This window comes from Dictyobacter sp. Z7_2 (assembly GCF_057551105.1).
This window is the reverse complement of the sequence record NZ_BAAJPE010000001.1, coordinates 3,059,637-3,080,079: the sequence shown is the minus strand read 5'-3', so window position 1 is coordinate 3,080,079 and position 20,443 is coordinate 3,059,637. Positions and strand designations below refer to the sequence as shown.

The following is a 20,443-nucleotide window of genomic DNA, read 5'->3' as shown; positions in this document are numbered from 1 at the left end:
TGGTATCACATCAGCTCGCTATCCGATAAGTATACGTACGGTATAAGTATTCAGCCTCACATTTCCATTCTACGCCCGGAGCCGCATCTGGCATCAAGGTATAAAACACCAGCAGCAACGAATTGTCCACCGTAAGAAATTTTTAGAGACCTTTCCTGCTATAATAGACAGAGGAGACAGACAAAAAGCGCTTGATTTATTGTATATACGCTGTCAACGATGCATACATAGCAATTACATCCAAGAACGGGGATAGTTTTATGTCAGGACCACATCTGCCACAGCAATCAGGGGGTGAAGAGCATCACTCCACGCAGATACAGTCAGAAAATGCTGCAAATGCGTCTATATTTAGTGAATTTGATCTCTACCTGTTCGGTCAGGGCCGACACTATCTGCTCTACGACAAGATGGGAGCCCATCCACACAGCGTAAACGGGATCAAAGGCATCAATTTCGCGGTCTGGGCTCCTGGTGCACGCATGGTGTCGGTGATCGGCGATTTTAATGGATGGAATCGCGGCTCCAACCCGATGCACAAACGGCATCAAGATCTGGGCGTCTGGGAATGCTTTATCCCTCATCTCGAGTTGGGGATGCGCTATAAATATGCGATCTACTCGCGCCACAATAATTACACCGTTGATAAAATCGATCCCTATGGCTTCGCCTTTGAATTACGCCCCAACAACGCCTCCATTATCGCCGATATCCATCAGCACGAGTGGCAAGACGCCGATTGGATCAAGCAACGACCCGGACTGCATGAACTAAACCAGCCGCTCTCAATCTACGAAGTCCATCTCGGCTCCTGGCGTCAGGTGCCCGAGCGACATCGGGAAGGCGCGGTAGAGGAAGATCGCTTTATGACCTATCGCGAGCTGGCTCCCGCGCTGGCCGATTATGTCAAAAAGCTCGGCTTTACCCATATCGAGCTGATGCCGATCACCGAGTTTCCCTTTGATGGCTCCTGGGGCTATCAGGTTACAGGCTACTACGCTCCCACCAGCCGCTTCGGCACACCCGAAGATTTTCAATATTTTGTTGACTATCTCCATCAGGCGGGCATCGGTGTGCTGCTCGATTGGGTACCTGCTCATTTCCCCAAGGATGGTCATGCCCTGAGCTATTTCGATGGAACACATCTCTATGAATATGCAGATCCGCGCAAGGGTGAACATAAACAATGGGGCACATATGTTTTTGATTATGGCCGCAGCGAGGTGCGTAACTTCTTGATTGCCAGCGCGATCTTCTGGCTACGCGAGTATCACATCGATGGGCTACGCGTTGATGCGGTCGCCTCGATGCTCTATCTTGATTATCTACGCGAAGCAGGAGAATCGGTCACCAATCAATACGGTGGACGAGAACATCTTGAAGCGGTCGCCTTTCTGCGTCAATTCAACGAAGCCGTCTATGCAGAGATGCCAGGAACAATCACCCTGGCAGAAGAATCCACCTCGTGGCCGCTCGTCACGCGTCCAACCTATGTCGGCGGACTCGGCTTTACCCATAAGTGGAACATGGGCTGGATGCATGATATGTTAGACTATATGAAGATCGATCCGATTCATCGCCGCTACTATCAGAACAACCTCACCTTCTCAATTATGTATGCTTACTCAGAAAACTTTGTCCTGCCACTCTCTCACGATGAGGTTGTACATATCAAAGGATCGTTGATCAGGAAGATGCCAGGCGATCTATGGCAGAAGTTCGCCAATCTACGAGCATTCTATGGCTTTATGTGGGGACATCCAGGCAAGAAGCTGCTCTTCATGGGCGGCGAATTTGGACAATGGAGCGAATGGAACTTCACGGAAAGTCTCGATTGGCATTTACTTAGCGAGCCCAGCGATCCGCATCATCGTCAGCTACACAACTTCGTTGGCAAGCTCAACACGCTCTATCAAGCCGAGCCAGCCCTGAGTGCTCTGGATAACGATTACGCCGGTTTCTCCTGGATTGATGCTCATGATACCGATAACAGTGTCGTCTCATTTCAGCGCCGCAGCCTCAACGAGGATGATACATTGCTTTTTATCAGCAACTTCACGCCAGTGCCACACTATGGCTATCGCTTAGGTGTGCCTAAAACGGGTGTTTACTACGAATTGCTCAATAGTGACCACGAGCTTTATGGAGGCAGTGGGCTGATTAACAGTAATGAAATGCCCAGTGGACCTATCCCCTGGCATCAGCATCAGCATTCAATCTTGTTGACGCTTCCGCCGCTGGGGACAGTGATACTCAAACGTCAGGCAGGCAGCATTGGCACAGAAGATACACTCACAGAAGACAGCGCAGAATAGAAAGATCTCCTCAGGCATCAGATAAAATGGCTAACGCATTATCGTAGCCATTCTATCTGATCGATGTTTCTCGTCCGGGATCAACCTTCTCTAGCTGGCGATTACGCTGATAAGAATCACAGACCAGTTGACAGATCTCCTGAGGATCGTCTGAGACGCGCAAAAGATCAAGATCCTTCGTCGAGATATTTTCGACCGCCAGCATCGTCTCGCGCAGCCACTGCATTAATCCGTTCCAATATTGAGATCCATAGAGGATGACAGGAAAATTACTGACCTTTGTGGTCTGTATCAAAGTCAACGCCTCAAACAGCTCATCCATCGTACCGAAGCCACCCGGGAAGATGATGAAGGCACAAGAATACTTAACAAACAGGGTTTTGCGTACAAAGAAGTAACGAAAATCGAGCGAGATATCCAGGTACTTATTTGAATCCTGTTCAAAGGGCAACTCGATATTACAGCCAATCGAGAGGTTCCCTCCCTCTTGAGCACCCTTATTGGCGGCCTCCATAATGCCTGGTCCACCGCCTGTAATCACGCCAAAACCCGCCTCGGCTAACAGACGTGCGGTCTCGGTAGCGGCTGCGTAGTAGGGATTATCAGACCTGGTGCGAGCGGAGCCGAAGATGGCTATAGATGGTGGAATATGCGCAAGCACGTCAAAACCGTTGACGAATTCGCTCATAATACGAAAGACGCGCCACGGATCGGTCATGGTAAAATCAAAGTTCAGAGCGCGCTCAAAGGCATGATTTTCTTCCATGATACGCTCATCGGGGATCGGATCATTGGGGCTCACAAGCGGTTGTGTGGGGCGACTTAGCAGCCTTTCATCATCTGTGACGGCATTCCCTTTATGTCGAAGAGCTTGATAGCGCTCTCTGGCTGTCTGATCATGATGAACATTGGTTCCATTTTTACTTGATTGATTGCTGATACCATTTTTACTTTGACGATTATTCGACCCATTCTTCCTCTGATTGTTACTCAAATCAATTTCTCCTGATGATTATTTAGCCTATTAGGGTTATTGGTTCCACATCTCGTATTACAAAATTTCTTGAGCGACAGATTAATTTTTACCTCATAGGACATGTCCAGTATAACACGATACCACACGTACAGCTATTAAATTTTGTAAATAACTCGTAAACGATTGTTAAATGAACAAGCATCGCTGGCCACTCCATTATTCTCATTCATATGCATCCAAAGGCAAAAGACATCACAACGCTATGCGCTTCAAAAGAGAGGGAGATAGGCCAGACAAATGTGCTATACTCAAACATAATATCGATCATCACTGCATAAGACAACCACCGTAACTCGCGTCTAATACTGTGAACTGAAGGAATCATCTCCCAGAGAGATCAAGCCAGCAGACGTAGCGGCGCGGCTCCGCCGTGCTGTCTGTAGCTCGTATGATTCGGCATGGGGAACGTCTCTCAATGAAACCCCCATAGGCAACGTGGTCGTACGAGTCACAGACAGCACGGCGGAGCCGCGCCGCTACGTTGGTGAGCGTTGACACCATGGGCGAGGGATTTTCCCGTCACAGTATTGTGACGCGAGTATAAGATGCTATTACACAGAATGGATTTATAATATGAATGATGAACAAACACTTCTGCAAGAACTCCTTCTACAAGAAGAAGAGCTCCAATTCAACAATTTCACGAATGAGATAGCGCTTGAAGTTGGTCTGGCGCTTCTACAAGCTGCTCGAACAAAGAGCAAAGCTGTCGCCATTGATATCACGCGCAACGGATTACAACTCTTCCATTTTGCCATGGAGGGTACATCCATCGACAATGGTGAGTGGATTCGCCGCAAGAATAATGTGGTTCAGCGCTTCGGACACAGTTCTTATTACGTGGGGCGTTCTCTCCATGTCGCTGGACTTACCATGGAGGAAAAATATCTACTCTCCTCACAAGAATATGCCGCTCACGGCGGAGCATTTCCGCTGATGATCCGAGGAGTGGGTGTTGTGGGTACAGTGGCTGTTTCTGGACTCCCTCAAGAAGAGGATCACGCCTTAGTGGTAGCCGTACTCCGAGAATTTATGAAACGTGAAACACACGCTTGATGCAAGCGCTCAATCGTTATGAAAAACCTGACTGGCATCTGTCCAGAGCCTGAACGCCATCACACACATCTTCGACCATGGCGCAGCACGAACAATTCTAACAGACGCCAGTGAGTGGAGCTACTGAATAAACTCAATCGTAATACGTGGCAAGCGCAATTGCGCCGATGAATGTCCCCAAAGGCGTATTGCCTGCGCCACAATTTCGTTATCGCGTGGTGACTGTAATCCCTCTCGCTGGAGGGGACGCCGGGTCATAATCTGGATACGCCAGGTACCATTAATGCGCTTGAGACTAGTCGGCACGGTCGCACGTATGAGAGACGCTACGCGTGGCGACTGCCGATTCACAATCAAAACAATATCAGCCCAATTTTCAAGCATCACGGAAACGAATTGCTCAGCGAATTCATCATAACGCACATGTTGTTGCTTTTGCTCCACAAAAGCCTCCTCGTTTCTCTCAAAAAAACCCGATATCAGACAGCGTTTTACAGTATAGCACATTCATTCCCACAAGGTAAGTAGATATTTATCCACCAATTCTAAAATCGCTAACGGCCCTCGTTCGAGCAGAGAATCATCAGAAACCCATGAAAATAAATTACCGTATATTATATATATAATCTATTCCAGGCAAGATAGCAAGGATGGGTTTATGAAATCATAATTATGGATATTCTTTCATTTATGGTATGGTATATATCTGTACCACAGCATAGCCGGTCGCTCAAAGTATTACTATAAGAAAAATGGAGTTTTACAATGCTTCCTATTTACGTTTCGGCTCCTGAGCTTACAAGTACATATCTGGAACACGTCTGGGCATCCCTGACACCTTCCCTACGACCAACATTCTTACTACCAGCACCACGCCTCTCGGCTGAATTAGGCTGTACCATTACGATTGCCAGCGAGACATTTCAGCATACAGGTAGTTTTAAATTTCGTGCGGCTTATAATCTACTTTCCAGCATTCCGCACCAGCACATTGTGGCAGCCTCATCAGGCAACTTCGGTCAGGCAGTCGCCTACGCCAGTCAGTTGCTAGGCAAAACCTGTACCATCGTGATGCCTGAGACTTCGGCCCAGGTAAAGATTGCGGCGGTACGCTCCTATGGAGGGGTTGCTGATCTGATTAATGTCCATCGCATCAGTCGTCTGGACCGCGTCCAAGAACTACTGGCCGCAGCGCCAGAAGCCTTCGGAGCTCCTGCCTATGACGATTATCGCGTGGTTGCGGGCAATTCGACGCTGGGCCACGAGATTCTGACGGCCGATAACTTCGATACGATCGTGGTTCCAATCGGCGGTGGTGGCCTGAGTTCTGGGATTGTAGTGGCACGTGATCATATGGGAGCCGACACAGAAATTATTGGAGCTGAGCCTCAGCCAGGTAATGACGCCGCTCGTTCGTTTCGCAGTGGTCAATTGCTCGCCAATGAGTCTGAGCCTGCAACGATTGCGGATGGTGCTCGCACGATTAGTCTGGGCCAGATTAATTGGGAGATCCTCCAGCAGGGTCTCAGCGATATCGTTGAGGTGCCTGATAAGCACACACTGGATGCGCTACGCCATTATTATCTCTACAACAATCTGAAGGTCGAACCAACAGGAGCCTTGTCGCTAGGAGCTCTGCTCAGTAGCCCGGAACGCTTCAGGGGCAAGCGCGTATGCTGCATTGTAAGCGGTGGCAATGTCGACCCGACAGTCTATGCACAGGCTATCACGACAGTATAAGAACGATCCAGCTACGCATACACGTCCGCGCTAGAACGAACGAGCGCTCATATTGAGCATCGGGATTTCTCGCCGAATATCGAAGTGCAAACAGCGATGCGCCTGACGGATGGCCTCTTCCACTTCCGCAGGTTCATCGCCACGGGCAAAGATAAAACCAAGATAGCTGGCACCCTCTGGCAATGGGACGAGCTTGTTATTGAGTGGAGCAGTAATTTCAACGCCTGTAATCAGAGGAACTACCTCGGCTTCGTGGATACCAGAGACACCTTTTAAGAAACCCGCCCTGGGAATAGGGATCATCATGACGCCCGCGGCACGCTCTTCACGTTCAAAAGAGGACACTTCTTCTCCGATAGCATGACGCAAGATCAGTTCTTCCAAACACATCCCGGAACCGAACTCCAGAATTGTTGAACACAGACCACCAATGGAACGACCAGCAATCTCCAACATCCACGGCCCCTGCTCATTGATACGCAGTTCCGCATGCACCGGCCCTGTCCGCAAGCCCAGAGCTGCCGCCGCAGTAGAAACACAATCCGCGATGGCTTGCTGCGTCTCAGCTGTAAGGCGCGATGGAGTAACATAGATCGTCTCCTCAAAAAAAGGACCATCGAGAGGATCTGGCTTATCAAACAGAGTCAGTACCTGCAAAGTACCAGCCGTCAAAAGACCTTCAAGCGCCACTTCAAAGCCCGGAATAAAATCTTCGACCAGAATCGAAGTCTCATATTCTAGAGCACCCTCATCAAGCAGCATCTGCTTCAAACGCGCAAAGGCGTCTCCAAACTCGTCGGGATTATTCGCTCGTATCACTCCACGGCTACCAGAAAGCCGTCGTGGCTTCAAGACACAGGGATAGGTAATCTGAGAAGCTATCCACTCAGGATCTTCATGCAGGCCAAAGTTGCGAAAAATAGGACAGGCAGCTCCACCCGCCGACATCAAGCGGCGCATCAACAATTTATCGCGTGCGGCCTCACTGGCTTGAGGAGAATTATGCGCCAGTCCTAAAGCGGCATTAGCGTATGCAGCGAGCTCAGTTGCACTATCATCCACGGAAAGAACGGCCACAAAAGGCTGCTCATGTGCATATTCAAGAATACTCTGCACCGATTTCTGTATATCCGAAAAGTCCAGTCCCAAAGGCACATGCCAATAGTTAGCAAGCTTATCTGGTAGATCCAGGCCGACCACAGGATTTAGTTGCAGACGCTGTGCGGCGTGCACAAAAGCTCCCGCCCGATACGTGGCTGGAGACATCAATAAGAGGATTCCTGGCCTATTTTTTTCGGCACTTATATTTTCAGCACGCATACAAATATAATTTGTCCTTTCCTTATAGATAGCATTTTATCATCCGCGTCCATCGCCTGAAAAGGCTCATTCTCACTCACGCCACATCACGCACAACGATACAGTATAGAACTCGATCGCCACATAAATAATTCCAAAGATTTCGTCAGTGACCAACCATAAATAAACGCGCCATCCATATGTGCCCTCCACGAGCAAAGAGCAAATAGTAATCATAAAATCGTTGCAGTATAATAGCATATTTTACATCGAAATATAACGCTTTTTACTCTCAATACAATTAATTATAGGGTAGAGCCTGCTTTATGCTATTTTATTTAAGCAAGAAGATACCTCACGTATAAAAGGATAATATATGATGATGCGAAAGACGATTGTGATCTTCCTTACATGCCTGCTGGCGTTGTTAGTACAGGGATCTACATATCCTGGCCAAGTTCAGGCAGCTTCGAAAGGAGCCTCGACAACACAAAGAGAACCCAGGCATGCTTGCGCTCTTCACACCATGCCAAACACAGCAAACTGTGGAGCAATTGTCGTGGGACCAATAAGTCCACCGAGCCTCCATGGGCACGCCTCACCTCCTGGTGGAACAACGCCCTATCGACCACAAGACATTAGAACGGCTTATAACCTACCTGCCAGTGGTCCAGCGGGACAATACATCGCCATCGTCGCTGCTTATGATGATCCCAATGCTGTATCCGATGTGGCTTTTTATCGCTCATACTTTGGTTTGAGCAGTTGCCCAACGACAAATGGCTGTTTCATCAAAATCAATCAGACAGGAGGAACGAGCCCCTTGCCTGTTGCCAACACAGGCTGGGCACAGGAGATTTCTCTCGACCTCGATATGGTCAGTGGAGTCTGTCAGACCTGCAAGATCATTCTCGTCGAGGCCAACTCAAACAGCCTTACTGATCTCGGCATAGCCACAAACACAGCTGTCAATCTAGGCTCCAAAGCTGTCAACAATAGCTATGGATCAAGTGTTGAATACGCAGGCGAAGCTCAAAGCTGTAGCACCTATTACAATCATCCCAAAGTCGCCATCACAGCCAGTTCGGGAGATAACGCCGGCGTTGTCCAGGTGCCAGCAGTCTGTCCCAACGTAATTGCCGTCGGAGGCACATCCCTACAGGCGAATGGTACCGAGGCCCCCTGGGCCAGTGCTGGTGGCGGATGTAGTACCATGATCGGCAAACCGCTCTACCAGAATTATGTCAATACCGGCTGTGCCATGCGAGCAGTAGCGGACATTTCCGCCGTCGCCGATCCCAACACCGGAGTGTATGTCTACGATACCTATAATGGTACCGGCTGGTATCAAATAGGAGGTACAAGTGCATCTTCACCCATCATCGCCGCCATCTACGGACTAGCCGGTAACGCCAACACCATGGTCAACCCACAACAATCGCTCGGATTAAAGATCATAAGTGGAAACTGTACCATTAATCATATTCCAGTCGGCAGTGTCAGCGCTTATGCCTACAAAGTAGGTCTGGGCACTCCCAACGGTTTAAGCTGCTTTTAAAAGTAGCATCGCCATCCGCTTGATCTCGAAACGCTTGTAAGAGATCAAGCAACATTGATCGTTATTTTTTGGTATGTGCTTCGCGTCAAGGACAGCGTCTTTCCTTGCATTTCTCCTACTAGCATGAAATAATTGCTCACATGAGATATATTTATGTTCTATAGCTTCGTTTTCCATGCCAGTAGCCAGCACTTTTTAGCGTTCTGATGGTTTTAACAGATAAAGGTCGAGCCACAAATTATTGGCTAAAGCCTCCTGTGAGAGATGCTCACAGCGATATTACTGCCTACTTGTAGGAGATTAGGGCTATGCAATCAGGAGCATGTAGCTTTCAGTGACGCTCACGTATAGCGATACGTCCTATAACAAGGAGGCAGTGCATGTATTGGCACAGATGCGTGTATGGATCATCCTTTCTTACGACACGCGGAACGAATTAAAGTTGATTTAACGACAAATAAGACGTATAATCTTTTACCTGGAATTATCTCATCTGACATAATTGCCAATCCAGTCAAGAATCCACCTGGGAGCCTGAATAGGTGCTTAAATGACGATTACCGAATTCTGATCGTATACCAGGAATAGGTTTATAATAAATACTATCTTTTATTCTGCACACTGATTTCTCTGGTATTCGATGAACATCTACCAATTAAAGCCCTTATTGTTAATAAATCTACGTTTATTTTAGATAAGCAGACGTGTTCATCTCTTTCCAGAAAGGATCAGTATATTGTACAATGAACGCCATAGGCGAGAAACGCATTTTTATGGCATAGAGGGATGGAATTATGAGACAGGGTAACGGCACGGATTTGCTGGGAATGAATGACCCTCGGAGTGCAACTATTGGTGTCATCTATGTTTCTCCCGTCGATGATCGCAAGAGCGTGCTTGCAGCCATCTTGACACAAGAAAACTTGAATCGTCAACACATAGTTGTTGTGTTGCCGAACCCAAATAATGCATTTCAACGTCCACAAGACTTTGATGACTTAAAAAGTGTCCAGCGGAAACGCAAATTACAGGGAGAGATCATTTTCATCGCCCCCAACGGTCCTGGCCCATCCGAGTTTGCGCGCCAGCGCCGCTTTCCTGTATATGCGACGCCGGAGGAATATACACAAGCCCTACGCGATGGCGAGGAAGAACAATTTTCTGAGCCTGAGCCTGAACAAGTTCCGGAGAAGAGAAGCCGCTTCTTTGGTGGTCGTGCAAAGACGGCAGGAGCCGCTGCCGCAGGAGCGGTAGCCGGTGCTGCCGCAGCGCGTCAGGAGCCCCCTGAGATATCCGACGAACCGCAATCCACCATGATCTTTCCGGGCTTCAAAGGATCTAATCAGCCGCCAGACAGACAATCAAGGCAAGCCCCACCACCAGCGACGCCGCGCGTCCCCAACACACCCAACCGCAGCACGCTCGACGACGATGATGACCTGGGAGATGAGCCCGTCACGCCTCCAGCCAGAAATCCAAACATTGCAGGAGCAGCAGCATTGGGTGCAGGAGCAGGTATGGCTGCGGAGGGCTTCAGACGCTCATCTTCAGCAACCCCATCAGGCAATCTCGATGACGATGATGACATAGAAAAAATCCCCACCCGTGGACAGGCAGATACTACAGCACGCACTCCACGCAACTCAAACTCCCTGGCGGAAAATTCCAATGCCGCACAGAACAGCGGAACGCCAGGAGGACCAGGAATTATCGATTTACAACCAGTGCCGCCGAAAGGGAGTGGTCGCAATCCAGGCACCGGCCCAACCAAAGTCAACGAGCCGCCGCTATCCACACCCATACCCGAAGATCTTGATGCAGACGACGACGATTTCGTGCCACCACCACCAACGCATGGGGCTCGCAGACGCCGTACAGGCAGCATGGCCACGGGTGCAGCCGGAGTCGCGGGAACAGGCGCATTTGCTGCCATCGGAGCTGGATCATCTAATACAGGACCACACGCCATCAGCTCTGGACCAGGAAACACGCTGGCGGGACCAATGAATCCAATCCAGTATCCACCCAGTCGCAACGTGCCACCCCAACGTGCTGACAGAACAGGACGCCGACGCCCCGGTAGAAGATTAGTCATCCTATTGCTACTGCTTCTCCTGATGTTCGTGCTTGTCACCTGCATTATGGCCTATATCAACCCGGCGGTTATCCCATTGGGTATCGGCAAACAGATCGCCCAGGTTATCCCAGCGAGCAACACAACCAATCCGGCCACCATCACCATCACACCGAAGAATCAGGTTGTCAGCGATACGTATGTCATTCAGGCCGTGACCACAACGCCCAAAGCTGACTTGTTACAGGTTAGCCTGAAAACCTTAACGGCCACACCTGAGCCACAAACCAAGACAGTCACCGGGACAGGCCATACACAAACCAGTCCAGTTGCAGCCACAGGGAATCTAACATTCACCAATGGTGCATCGGTATCTAAAACATTAGCTGCAAATATCGCTATCATTGTTCCTAATAGCAGTGTAACCTATACACCAGATAAACAAGTAGTTATACCTGCAACTGATCCAGTACAAGGAACTATTGGTAAAATCACTGTTAGGGCTCATGCAAATACTGCTGGTACCGCTGGAAATATGAAAGCCGATACATTATTCGGCACATCATGTTGTATTGGTGGTGATATTATAACTGTTACTAATGGAACCTTCTCAGGTGGACAAGATTCACAGAATTACACGTTCATTCAACAAAGTGATGTTGATGCAGTCGTCAATCCTCTGATCACGACACTCAAGCAGGAGGCCAAAACGCAATTCAATAAGCAACTCACCTCTAATGAGAGTCTGGCAGAAGATCCAACCTGCCCACCACCTACGGTCAATGATGATCCAGGAGCAATCGGAGATCAAGGACACTCGATCACGTCGATGCAGGTAACGGTCTCGGCTAACTGCACAGGGATCGCCTACGATCGCGATGGCGCTCAGAAGATAGCCCAGCAGCGACTCCAAAAGAACGCTGACACCAATCCAGGCAAAGGCTACGCGCTCTCAGGCCCGGTCACTTCGAAGATCATCAAAGTCACTCCGCAGTCACAGGGAGCTGTATCGCTTCAGGTGCAAGCGCAGGGAACATGGGATTATCAAGTCAGTGAGGCGCAAAAAACCGCATTGATCAAACAATTAGCTGGCAAGACAGTCGCCGCCGCCAAAGCATTGCTGACAACCCAGCCGGGTTTTAAGGATGCTACCATAAAGTACGATGGGAACAACACGACCTTGCCAACTGATCTCAACCAGATTAAAATTGATGTCCTGGCCGTTTCAGGAAGCAACAATGGTTCTCCAACGCCAGCGAGTAGTACACCTACTCCTGGCAGCAATCCTGTGGCGACCCCGACATCAACGGCTGGGCGAGGGATCATCCCAACCGAAACATTGAAAGGATAAATGCGCGTAATGCTGTCTCTTGAGGGTAAGCAGCTCGGGAACTATGATATTATTCGGCGCATTCGCGTTGGAGGTATGGGAGCCGTCTACGAGGGACGTCAGCGGACGGCTTTTGATCGCCGGGTGGCTATTAAGGTGATTCTCGGCGATTATGCCTCCGATCCTGATATGCGGAGGCGTTTCGCTCGCGAGGCTAAAACGGTCGCTCGCTTACACCATCCGCATATCCTGGCACTGATCGAATTCGGCGATGAGCAAGGCATCCTCTATCTGGTGATGCCTTTCATCGATGGCGGAACGCTGACCAGCTATCTACGCCACAATCTCCCGAGCATAGGGGAAGTCGCAGCTCTCTACGAGCAGATACTCGATGCGGTGGAATGCGCCCATGATCACGGGCTGATTCATCGTGATATAAAATCATCGAATGTCCTCTTAGAACTGCGACGCAATACTCCTCCGTATGCCTACCTGGCTGACTTTGGATTGGTACGCACGGTCAAGCAGAACACATCCAGCCAGATAGGCAAGCCTATCCCTCTAGAGCAGGTCCCCGGCACGCCTCATTACATGGCTCCGGAGCAGACACTGGGTATCGTGACGCCTCTTACCGACATCTATGCGCTCGGCGTCTTACTTTTCCAGATGCTCACAGGCGCGCTGCCCTATAATGATCCAGACGACGTACGCGTCATACAGATGCATCTTCAGGCCCCGATTCCTTCGGCCTGCCAGCAAGATGCATCGATTCCCACAGAGCTCGATGACGTTGTCAGAAAAGCTATGGCCAAGCGCCCTGAAGATCGCTTCCGCACAGTTGCAGAATTGCGCAAAGCCTTTTTTCAGGCGCTGGAGGATCCCCTGGGTGCCTTGCCAGTCACAGAAGACGTCCCACCGACAACGCCAGCCAGAGCCACCAGGCCCATCGAGCCAGAAGAGATCTCACTCATCATTCTCGATCAGACCGAACAGCTTCCAGGCAAGAACAAAAAGACCATCGCGCTCAACGGACGACCACTCGATCCCCCCAAACCAATTATCATGCATCAGAGGCCACGGGGAGCCGAGGCGGCGCCACCGGTTGCCATACATGAGAAGCGCGAACGCGTCGAGCGGCTGGATCGTTCTGAACTGCAAGAAAAAGCTGAGCGCTTTTATGCGCCCGAAAGTCCACGTTCTCGATCAGGAATCACTGAAGAGCCGATCGTCTCTCATCCGAGACGGCGCAAACGCTTTCTCTTTCCCTTCATCGCCACACTCGTGCCGCTCTTCCTGATTGTCCTATTGATAGCGCCACGATTTTTTAATCTCAACATCCTCCCGGCAGGTCTCAGCCTCCCAGGAGCCACATCGAACGCCATCATCCACATCACGCCCAAAACCAGCCTGATACAAAACTCCTTTGTGCTGACCGCCTCTCCGCAAACCAAAACGACGAATCTGGATGCACACACCATCCCTGATCGACTCATCTCCAATGATGCCGAGAGTAGTACCAATATCACCACCACAGGCATGAATCAGACGCAAGGAACACAGGCACAAGGCTTCGTTCAATTCACTAACAAAACAGATCAACCAATTACAGTCACAACTGATGTAGTTCTCGTTGCAACCAATCAAATTCAAATCAAGCTGACGCAAACCGCAATCATACCAGGAAAACACGGCAATAACACACAATCGATTAATGTGCCTGCAGTGGCCGTAGTGGCAGGACAAGCAGGGAATATCGCAGTCAACGCCATCTTTGGCTTATGTTGCAGCAACAACCTCTACGTCAGCAACCCAAACGCATTCACAGGTGGCTCCGATGGCGAGTCGACACATTTCTTCTCGCAGGCAGACTTCGATACCGCTCAAACCAACCTCGTCAATAAGCTAGATAAACAGCTCAACACCCAGATGCAACAAAAAATCCAGGCGGGCGAGGTCATGGTGGGCAAGCCGACCTACAGGATAGTGAACATAACCACCAGCAAGCACGTCAATGAGATAGCCAACACGGTCCAGATGAACATCAAAGTAGAAGCAAGTGTGCCAGTTTACCAGAAGAGCGTCGCAACCAACGCAGCCACCACACTACTGAACCTCTATGCGCAGAAAAAACTGGGCAACGACTATCAGCCGCAGGGAAAATCAGTCACCACAGGCGACCCCAGCATCACCCCCGGCAAAGGAGGAGTTATCTTCCTCACCTTCACGGCCAAAGGCACCTGGGAATATAACTTCAGTGACATACAGATAAACAATCTACGCACACCCATCAAAGGAGCCTCAAGCAACGTCGCCAAAACCTATCTTGAATCCCAGCCAGGCGTAGCCAGCGTCAGCATACAACTCCCCTTTGGCACCGATCAGATCCCCACCTCGATCGACAACATAAAAATCGTACTCCCACCCAAGTAGGGCCGTAACCCGCCTACGGCGTGAGCAAGCGAATTGATCGCGACATAGCAATACGAGTTATTGGATACAAAGATCCATAACCAATGTGTACGTTGGATACTTTGTTGATATAATAGCAATAATCACATATGCATTAATGCTCCGAGCAAGAGGAAAATTTATGAAGATTATTGTCTTAGGTGGCGGTGGCGCAATGGGTCGCATCACAGCGCGTGCTTTGACAGATTATACAGATATTGAACAGATCATTGTGGCGGATTATCATCTGGCACGAGCGCAAGAGGTCGCCTCAGCGCTTGCATCCTCCAACGTCTCAGCCTGTCAGATTGATGTGACTGACGAACCACAGCTACGCGCACTTCTGCGCGGATCTGATGTGGCTTTGAATGCCGCCGATTATATTTTCAATCTTCCAGTGATGCGTGCCTGTATCGCCGAGCGCGTCCACTACGCCGATCTAGGAGGACTCTTTCATGTCTCGCGCCAGCAACTGGAGTTGCATACTGAAGCGGAGCGAGCTGGCATCACAGCGATTCTGGGTATCGGGGGCACGCCAGGTATCACCAATCTTCTTGCACGAGCGGCAGTCGATCAACTCGATCGTGTCACAAGCATCAAAGTGCAGCTAGGCTGTAGCGATAGTACTCCATCGACGGCCCCACTGGTCGCGCCCTATTCGATCCGCACGATCCTTGATGAATTCACCAAAGAGCCACAGGTCTATCAAGACGGCACGTGGATCGCTCAACGTCCACTCTCAGGTCAGGAAGAATTGCAGTTTCCAGAGCCGGTCGGACGCGCCACAGCCATCTACTCACTGCACTCGGAATGCGCCACCTTCCCTGAGTCATTTCGGGACAAAGGCATTCAGGAAGTCTCCTTCAAGATCGCCTTTCCGGGCGACTTTGTCAGCAAGCTAACCTTTCTGGTCGAATTAGGCTTCGGCAGTGCCAAACTGATCGACGTGAGAGGAGTCCAGGTTTCGCCACGCGAGGTGCTGGCACGGCTACTTGAGATGGCGCCGCGTGAGGTAATCGAGCCACGAGATTGTGATGTCCTACGCGTTGTAGTCAGTGGAAGCAACAATCAAGCACAGGCAACTGAGATCACCAATCAGATCATCGTCTTACCCTACCAACGCTGGGGTATCAGTGCAGGTGAGTTGGATACTGGTGTACCACTCGCCATCGCTGGACATATGTTGGGCACCGGAGCCATTACACAACGTGGCGCTATAGGACCAGAATTATGTGTACCAGTCACGGAATTTCTCCAGGAGCTCACACATTACAATATGTATATAACATCTACCCATAAAATTCTATAGCATTTATTTTATAAAGAAGAAAACCAGGAAACGAGTAAAGAGATGTCGAGCACACTGATAGCAGGAGCAACCACCAATCCAGAAAATCAACCAGGCACCCCTCAAACACTCCGTGCGATGAACGAACGTATCTTATTGGAATACTTAAGACACCACGGTCCGCGCTCAAGGGCGCAGTTGGCACGCGAGACAGGATTATCAAAACCAACCGTCTCGCAAGCCTTAGCCAACCTTGAGAGGACTGGACTGGCCCGCCCCATCGGACAGATCGGCTCCAAGCGAGGTGGGCGTCAGGCGATCCTCTATGAATTTGATCCGACCGCCGGCTACGTCGTCGGGATCGACATTGGTCGTGCCTGGGTCCGTATCGCCATCGCAGATCTTACAGGAAGCATCATCAAGCGCAGCGACGCCACCAATTATGCCCAAAGCGCCGAAGAGCTGGTCGCCATCGCCACCAATCTGGCCCATGACACCGTCGCAGAAGCCGGCTTCAACTGGTCACAGATCCTTCACACCGTTATAGGCACGCCAGGAGTACTCAATCCCTCGGAAGAGAGCCTGCACTTCGCCTCAAACCTCCCTGACTGGGATAAAGTGGGACTTGTAGACCTGTTGCGTCAGTCCCTGGGATCGACTATCACGGTAGATAACGATGCCAACCTGGCAGCCATCGGTGAACGCACCTTTGGTTGTGGTAGGACCATCGACACATTCGTCTTCCTGATGATCGGCACAGGCATCGGCATGGGTATCGTCATCAACGGCACGCTTTATCGAGGAGCATATGGAGCCGCCGGAGAGATTGGTTTTCTCCCATTACTCCAATTATCCGACCAGACGAGTCCCAGTCCGAGAGGAATACTTGAAGAAGCCGCCGCCGCCGAAAGCATCGCTCGAAGCGCCATCGCGCTGGGAATGCCCACCCCACTCACTGCCAAGCAGGTCTTTGAAGCCGCGCACGAAGGCAATCCAATCGCACTGGCAGTCGTCGAACAAGAGGGATACAAACTGGCACTGGCTGTAGCCACCGTCGCAGCCGTCCTTGATCCAGAAATCGTCGTCCTTGGAGGAGGAGTAGGCAGCAACGTTGACCTCCTCAGAGAGCCCATTGAGCGACGACTGAGCGAAATCACGCCTATTCAAGCGCACATCGTCGGTAGCGAACTGGGCGAGGATGGCGTATTGCTAGGAGCTATCGCCACTGCCTTACCGATAGCCCGAAATCTCGTCTTTAAACAACATTCACAGGAAAAACACCTGCAAGATTAATGTTTTCGTTCTTGCCATACGCTTTCTCATATCATTGTTCACAGGTATCGTTATTTTGGAGCAATAGGTCAAAGTATATTGGCAGGGGATGAAGTGATATACTGCGATATTGAGGAGAGAAATTCTCTCCTTCCCATGTCATGCATAAGTTGATAAATATAGAGGGAAGCTTTAGGTGATGGAAAAACAACAATTCGATATACTCATCATTGGATTTGGAAAAGGTGGTAAGACGCTTGCCAATTTTCTGGGTCATAAAGGTATGAAGGTGGCGGTAGTGGAAAAATCAAAGGAGATGTATGGTGGTACATGTATCAATATCGCTTGTATTCCAACAAAATCGCTCGAACTATCTGCTGAACATGCGGCCAGACACCATCCAGCCACGTTTGAAGAGAAAGAGTCTTTTTACCTTGATGCAATTGAGGAGAAGCAGAGACTTGTCACCTTCCTGCGTCAAAAAAATTTTGCTATGCTCGATACGAATCCCAATGTCCGTGTGATTGATGGCCTGGCCAGCTTTGTTGCCCCACACGAGGTTCAGGTAACATTAAGTGATACGCAGGAAGTGATACGTATTCAAGCTGAGAATATTATGATCAGTACAGGCACAAGACCCTACGTTCCACATATATCTGGTATAGATCAGAGCAAGCGTGTCTATACCAGTACCACATTGATGGAGCTAAAACACCTGCCACGTCATCTACTCATTATCGGTAGTGGGTACGTTGGATTAGAGTTTGCTTCGATCTACCGTGCCTTCGGCTCGGAGGTAACAGTCCTGGAACAGCAAGGAGTCTTTCTTCATGGGCAGGATCGGGATATAGCTGCCGAGGTCCAAAAGACCATGGAATCTCAAGGAATACAGTTTCACTTCAATGCACATATCCAGCATATTTACGATCAGGCAGAGCACACTGCTATTCAGTATATAGATGCAAGCGGGACACGTCAGGAGTTGCAAGGTGATGCTGTGTTGGTAGCGGTCGGACGTTCACCCGTTACAGAGCAGCTTGCATTAGAAAAAGCTGGTGTTGTAGTCAATGAGCGTGGTTTCGTTAAAGTGGATGAGTATCTACGAACCAATGTCCCAAATATCTGGGCACTTGGCGACATTAATAGGGGTCCACAATTTACCTATATCTCTTTGGATGACTATCGTATTGTGCGAGACCAGTTATATGGGGATAGCCAGCGTTCTACGCACACGCGTCAGTACGTACCATATTCGGTCTTTCTCTATCCAGTTCTCTCAAGCATCGGGCTCTCTGAAGAGGAGGCATTGCGACAAGGCTATGAGATTAAAATAGGCAAAGTACCAGCGTCGGTCTCTACGCGTGCTCAGATGGCTCGTGAGACTGATGGTCTGTTGAAGGCTGTCGTCGATGCTCGTACCAATAAAATCCTTGGTTGTATAATCTATTGTATCGATTCTAATGAGATAATTAATACAGTACAGATGGCGATGCATGCAAATATGGATTATCAAGTATTGAGTGATACCATCTTTACACATCCCAGCGTCTCTGAAGTACTCAACGATCTTTTTAGTCAGGTTAAATAGGTAACCCAACCTTCTCAAGCACATAACGGCACGCTCTCATCAGTAGCCCCGTGCAGCACTAATCCCGCCGGGGCTTTTTCCATTGAACGCCGTAAGTGACTCCGTGAAGGATGTAATTGAATTCAATGCAGCGCTACTTAGCGCCAAGGTATCGTTTCTCGAACATACTGCCCAGCTTCATACCAGGCTTTTCGACCCATCGATAGAAGAGATAGCAGAAGGGAATAGTAAGCAGAACGACATCAGCGAGGAAGAAACCGTAGACAACGTAGCCTGGCACACGATGCAAGAGATAGGGCACGAAAAATGAGCTGTACAAGAAAATGAAGGGCAGATGCCAGATATACATCCCATACGACAGTTGTCCCAGCCAGCGCATCGGGCTCCATTCAAAGAAACGCTTCACAGGTCCTGCCCCAAAGAGCAGAGCCAGCATACAAAGACCAAATCCCAGTGCATACGGTAATTCGCTCAACCATAGATGAGCGCCAATATATGGCTTGAGCGGATGTAACAAGAATGTCATTGGCCATTCCACAGCAAAGATAAGCATCACCACGCCAAGAGCAAATACCCATCGACTATAGCGCTGCAACGCACGCGCAAGCACATGCTGAGGAAGATGCTGAGCCAGAACATAGAAAACTGAGATCATCATACCGATCGCGAAATCTTCCAGAAATTTCCCGTCGCGACCATACACAAAAAACAGCAAGATACGCTGCCAGGCAGATACTGGATGAGCCTCACGATCCAACCAGATTACCTGTGATCCCCAGAGCTTCGTCACCACGCCCCAGACTATCATGCCCAACAGGCAGAGCATCAAGACAGTCAGACGCTGACGGAGAGAGCCACGCGGTACCAACCAGCGGAAACCAAGAGCGAGCAGAGGCAAAAGCACATAAAATTGCCATTCCACAGCCAGCGTCCAGAATGGTCCATTGATCATTTCATAGCTACTCTTTGCAGCATCCATCAAGAAGGTCACAAAGAGCAGCAACTGTGGCCAGTAGTTCACCTGTAAAAACTCACGATGGACAATCAAGATAAGCAGGATTAACGAAATATAATATCCAGGCCAGATCCGAAAAATACGTCGCACATAAAAACGCTTGATCGAAGGCCAGGGTGTATCAAATAAAAGCGACCGGGCATAGCTTCGAAACAATAAAAAACCTGATAGAATAAAGAAAAGTGTCACACCATATGAACCAGACAATAGCAGAGCAGCAAAATAATTACCAACTCCTCGCTGAGTCCAAACCTGTTCTGCCTTCGTCAAATTATTAATATGAAATAAAATCACGCATAAGCAAGCAAAAGCTCTCACCCCATCCAGCACAGCGATCGTCTCTTTTGGTTTTTCATTTGGTAATGAGGATTGCAACATCTTCCTCCATTTTCTTTCCATACATACATATATGCTTTCATTTCAA

General features: G+C 49.5%; 14 protein-coding genes. 9 read left to right on the top strand and 5 right to left on the bottom strand.

Features of this window, described 5'->3' with window-relative positions; genetic code table 11:
- Positions 1-260 precede the first annotated feature (260 nt).
- Positions 261-2,315, top strand: coding sequence for a 1,4-alpha-glucan branching protein GlgB (gene glgB / locus AC27N8_RS12240; protein WP_487067338.1), 2,055 nt, complete (start codon positions 261-263; stop codon positions 2,313-2,315).
- A 52-nt stretch (positions 2,316-2,367) separates the two neighbouring features.
- Here the strand turns inward: glgB and AC27N8_RS12235 are convergent, their stop codons facing one another.
- Both AC27N8_RS12235 and AC27N8_RS12230 read right to left on the bottom strand, forming a co-directional pair.
- Positions 2,368-3,309, bottom strand: coding sequence for an LOG family protein (locus AC27N8_RS12235; protein ID WP_487067336.1), 942 nt, complete (start codon positions 3,307-3,309; stop codon positions 2,368-2,370).
- A gap of 363 nt (positions 3,310-3,672) precedes the next feature.
- A complete protein-coding gene (locus AC27N8_RS12230) occupies positions 3,673-3,852 on the bottom strand; it encodes a hypothetical protein (RefSeq protein WP_487067334.1) in 180 nt (59 codons plus the stop codon).
- Positions 3,853-3,924: 72 nt separating this feature from the next.
- Here AC27N8_RS12230 and AC27N8_RS12225 point away from each other — a divergent pair, with 72 nt between their 5' ends.
- Entirely contained in the window at positions 3,925-4,407 is a 483-nt protein-coding gene (locus AC27N8_RS12225) for a heme-degrading domain-containing protein (RefSeq protein WP_487067332.1), read from the top strand.
- A 120-nt stretch (positions 4,408-4,527) separates the two neighbouring features.
- On the opposite strand, the gene AC27N8_RS12220 is transcribed toward AC27N8_RS12225, so the two are convergent.
- The gene (locus tag AC27N8_RS12220; RefSeq protein ID WP_487067330.1) at positions 4,528-4,851 is read right to left on the bottom strand and encodes a hypothetical protein; all 324 of its coding nucleotides are present in this window, start codon (positions 4,849-4,851) and stop codon (positions 4,528-4,530) included.
- Between the two features lie 321 nt (positions 4,852-5,172).
- Here AC27N8_RS12220 and AC27N8_RS12215 point away from each other — a divergent pair, with 321 nt between their 5' ends.
- Positions 5,173-6,147 (top strand): threonine ammonia-lyase, encoded by a 975-nt coding sequence (locus tag AC27N8_RS12215; protein ID WP_487067328.1) that lies wholly within the window; start codon positions 5,173-5,175, stop codon positions 6,145-6,147.
- 30 nt (positions 6,148-6,177) lie between these two features.
- Here AC27N8_RS12215 and AC27N8_RS12210 read toward each other — a convergent pair whose 3' ends face one another.
- Positions 6,178-7,413: an ATP-grasp domain-containing protein gene (locus AC27N8_RS12210; protein WP_487067326.1), complete on the bottom strand. Its 1,236-nt coding sequence runs from the start codon at positions 7,411-7,413 to the stop codon at positions 6,178-6,180.
- Positions 7,414-7,822: 409 nt separating this feature from the next.
- On the opposite strand from AC27N8_RS12210, the gene AC27N8_RS12205 reads away from it, so the two are divergent.
- From AC27N8_RS12205 to AC27N8_RS12180, 6 genes are all read left to right on the top strand, one after another.
- Positions 7,823-9,004, top strand: coding sequence for a S53 family peptidase (locus AC27N8_RS12205; RefSeq protein WP_487067324.1), 1,182 nt, complete (start codon positions 7,823-7,825; stop codon positions 9,002-9,004).
- Positions 9,005-9,798: 794 nt separating this feature from the next.
- Positions 9,799-12,429, top strand: a complete 2,631-nt coding sequence (locus AC27N8_RS12200) for a hypothetical protein (protein ID WP_487067322.1) — start codon at positions 9,799-9,801, stop codon at positions 12,427-12,429.
- Between the two features lie 9 nt (positions 12,430-12,438).
- A complete protein-coding gene (locus AC27N8_RS12195; RefSeq protein WP_487067320.1) occupies positions 12,439-14,838 on the top strand; it encodes a protein kinase domain-containing protein in 2,400 nt (799 codons plus the stop codon).
- 160 nt (positions 14,839-14,998) lie between these two features.
- Positions 14,999-16,165: a saccharopine dehydrogenase family protein gene (locus AC27N8_RS12190; protein WP_487067318.1), complete on the top strand. Its 1,167-nt coding sequence runs from the start codon at positions 14,999-15,001 to the stop codon at positions 16,163-16,165.
- Positions 16,166-16,207: 42 nt separating this feature from the next.
- Positions 16,208-17,437: an ROK family transcriptional regulator gene (locus tag AC27N8_RS12185; RefSeq protein ID WP_487067316.1), complete on the top strand. Its 1,230-nt coding sequence runs from the start codon at positions 16,208-16,210 to the stop codon at positions 17,435-17,437.
- Positions 17,438-17,615: 178 nt separating this feature from the next.
- Positions 17,616-19,004, top strand: coding sequence for an FAD-dependent oxidoreductase (locus AC27N8_RS12180; protein WP_487067314.1), 1,389 nt, complete (start codon positions 17,616-17,618; stop codon positions 19,002-19,004).
- 133 nt (positions 19,005-19,137) lie between these two features.
- Here AC27N8_RS12180 and AC27N8_RS12175 read toward each other — a convergent pair whose 3' ends face one another.
- A complete protein-coding gene (locus AC27N8_RS12175; RefSeq protein ID WP_487067312.1) occupies positions 19,138-20,397 on the bottom strand; it encodes an acyltransferase family protein in 1,260 nt (419 codons plus the stop codon).
- Between the last annotated feature and the right edge of the window lie 46 nt (positions 20,398-20,443).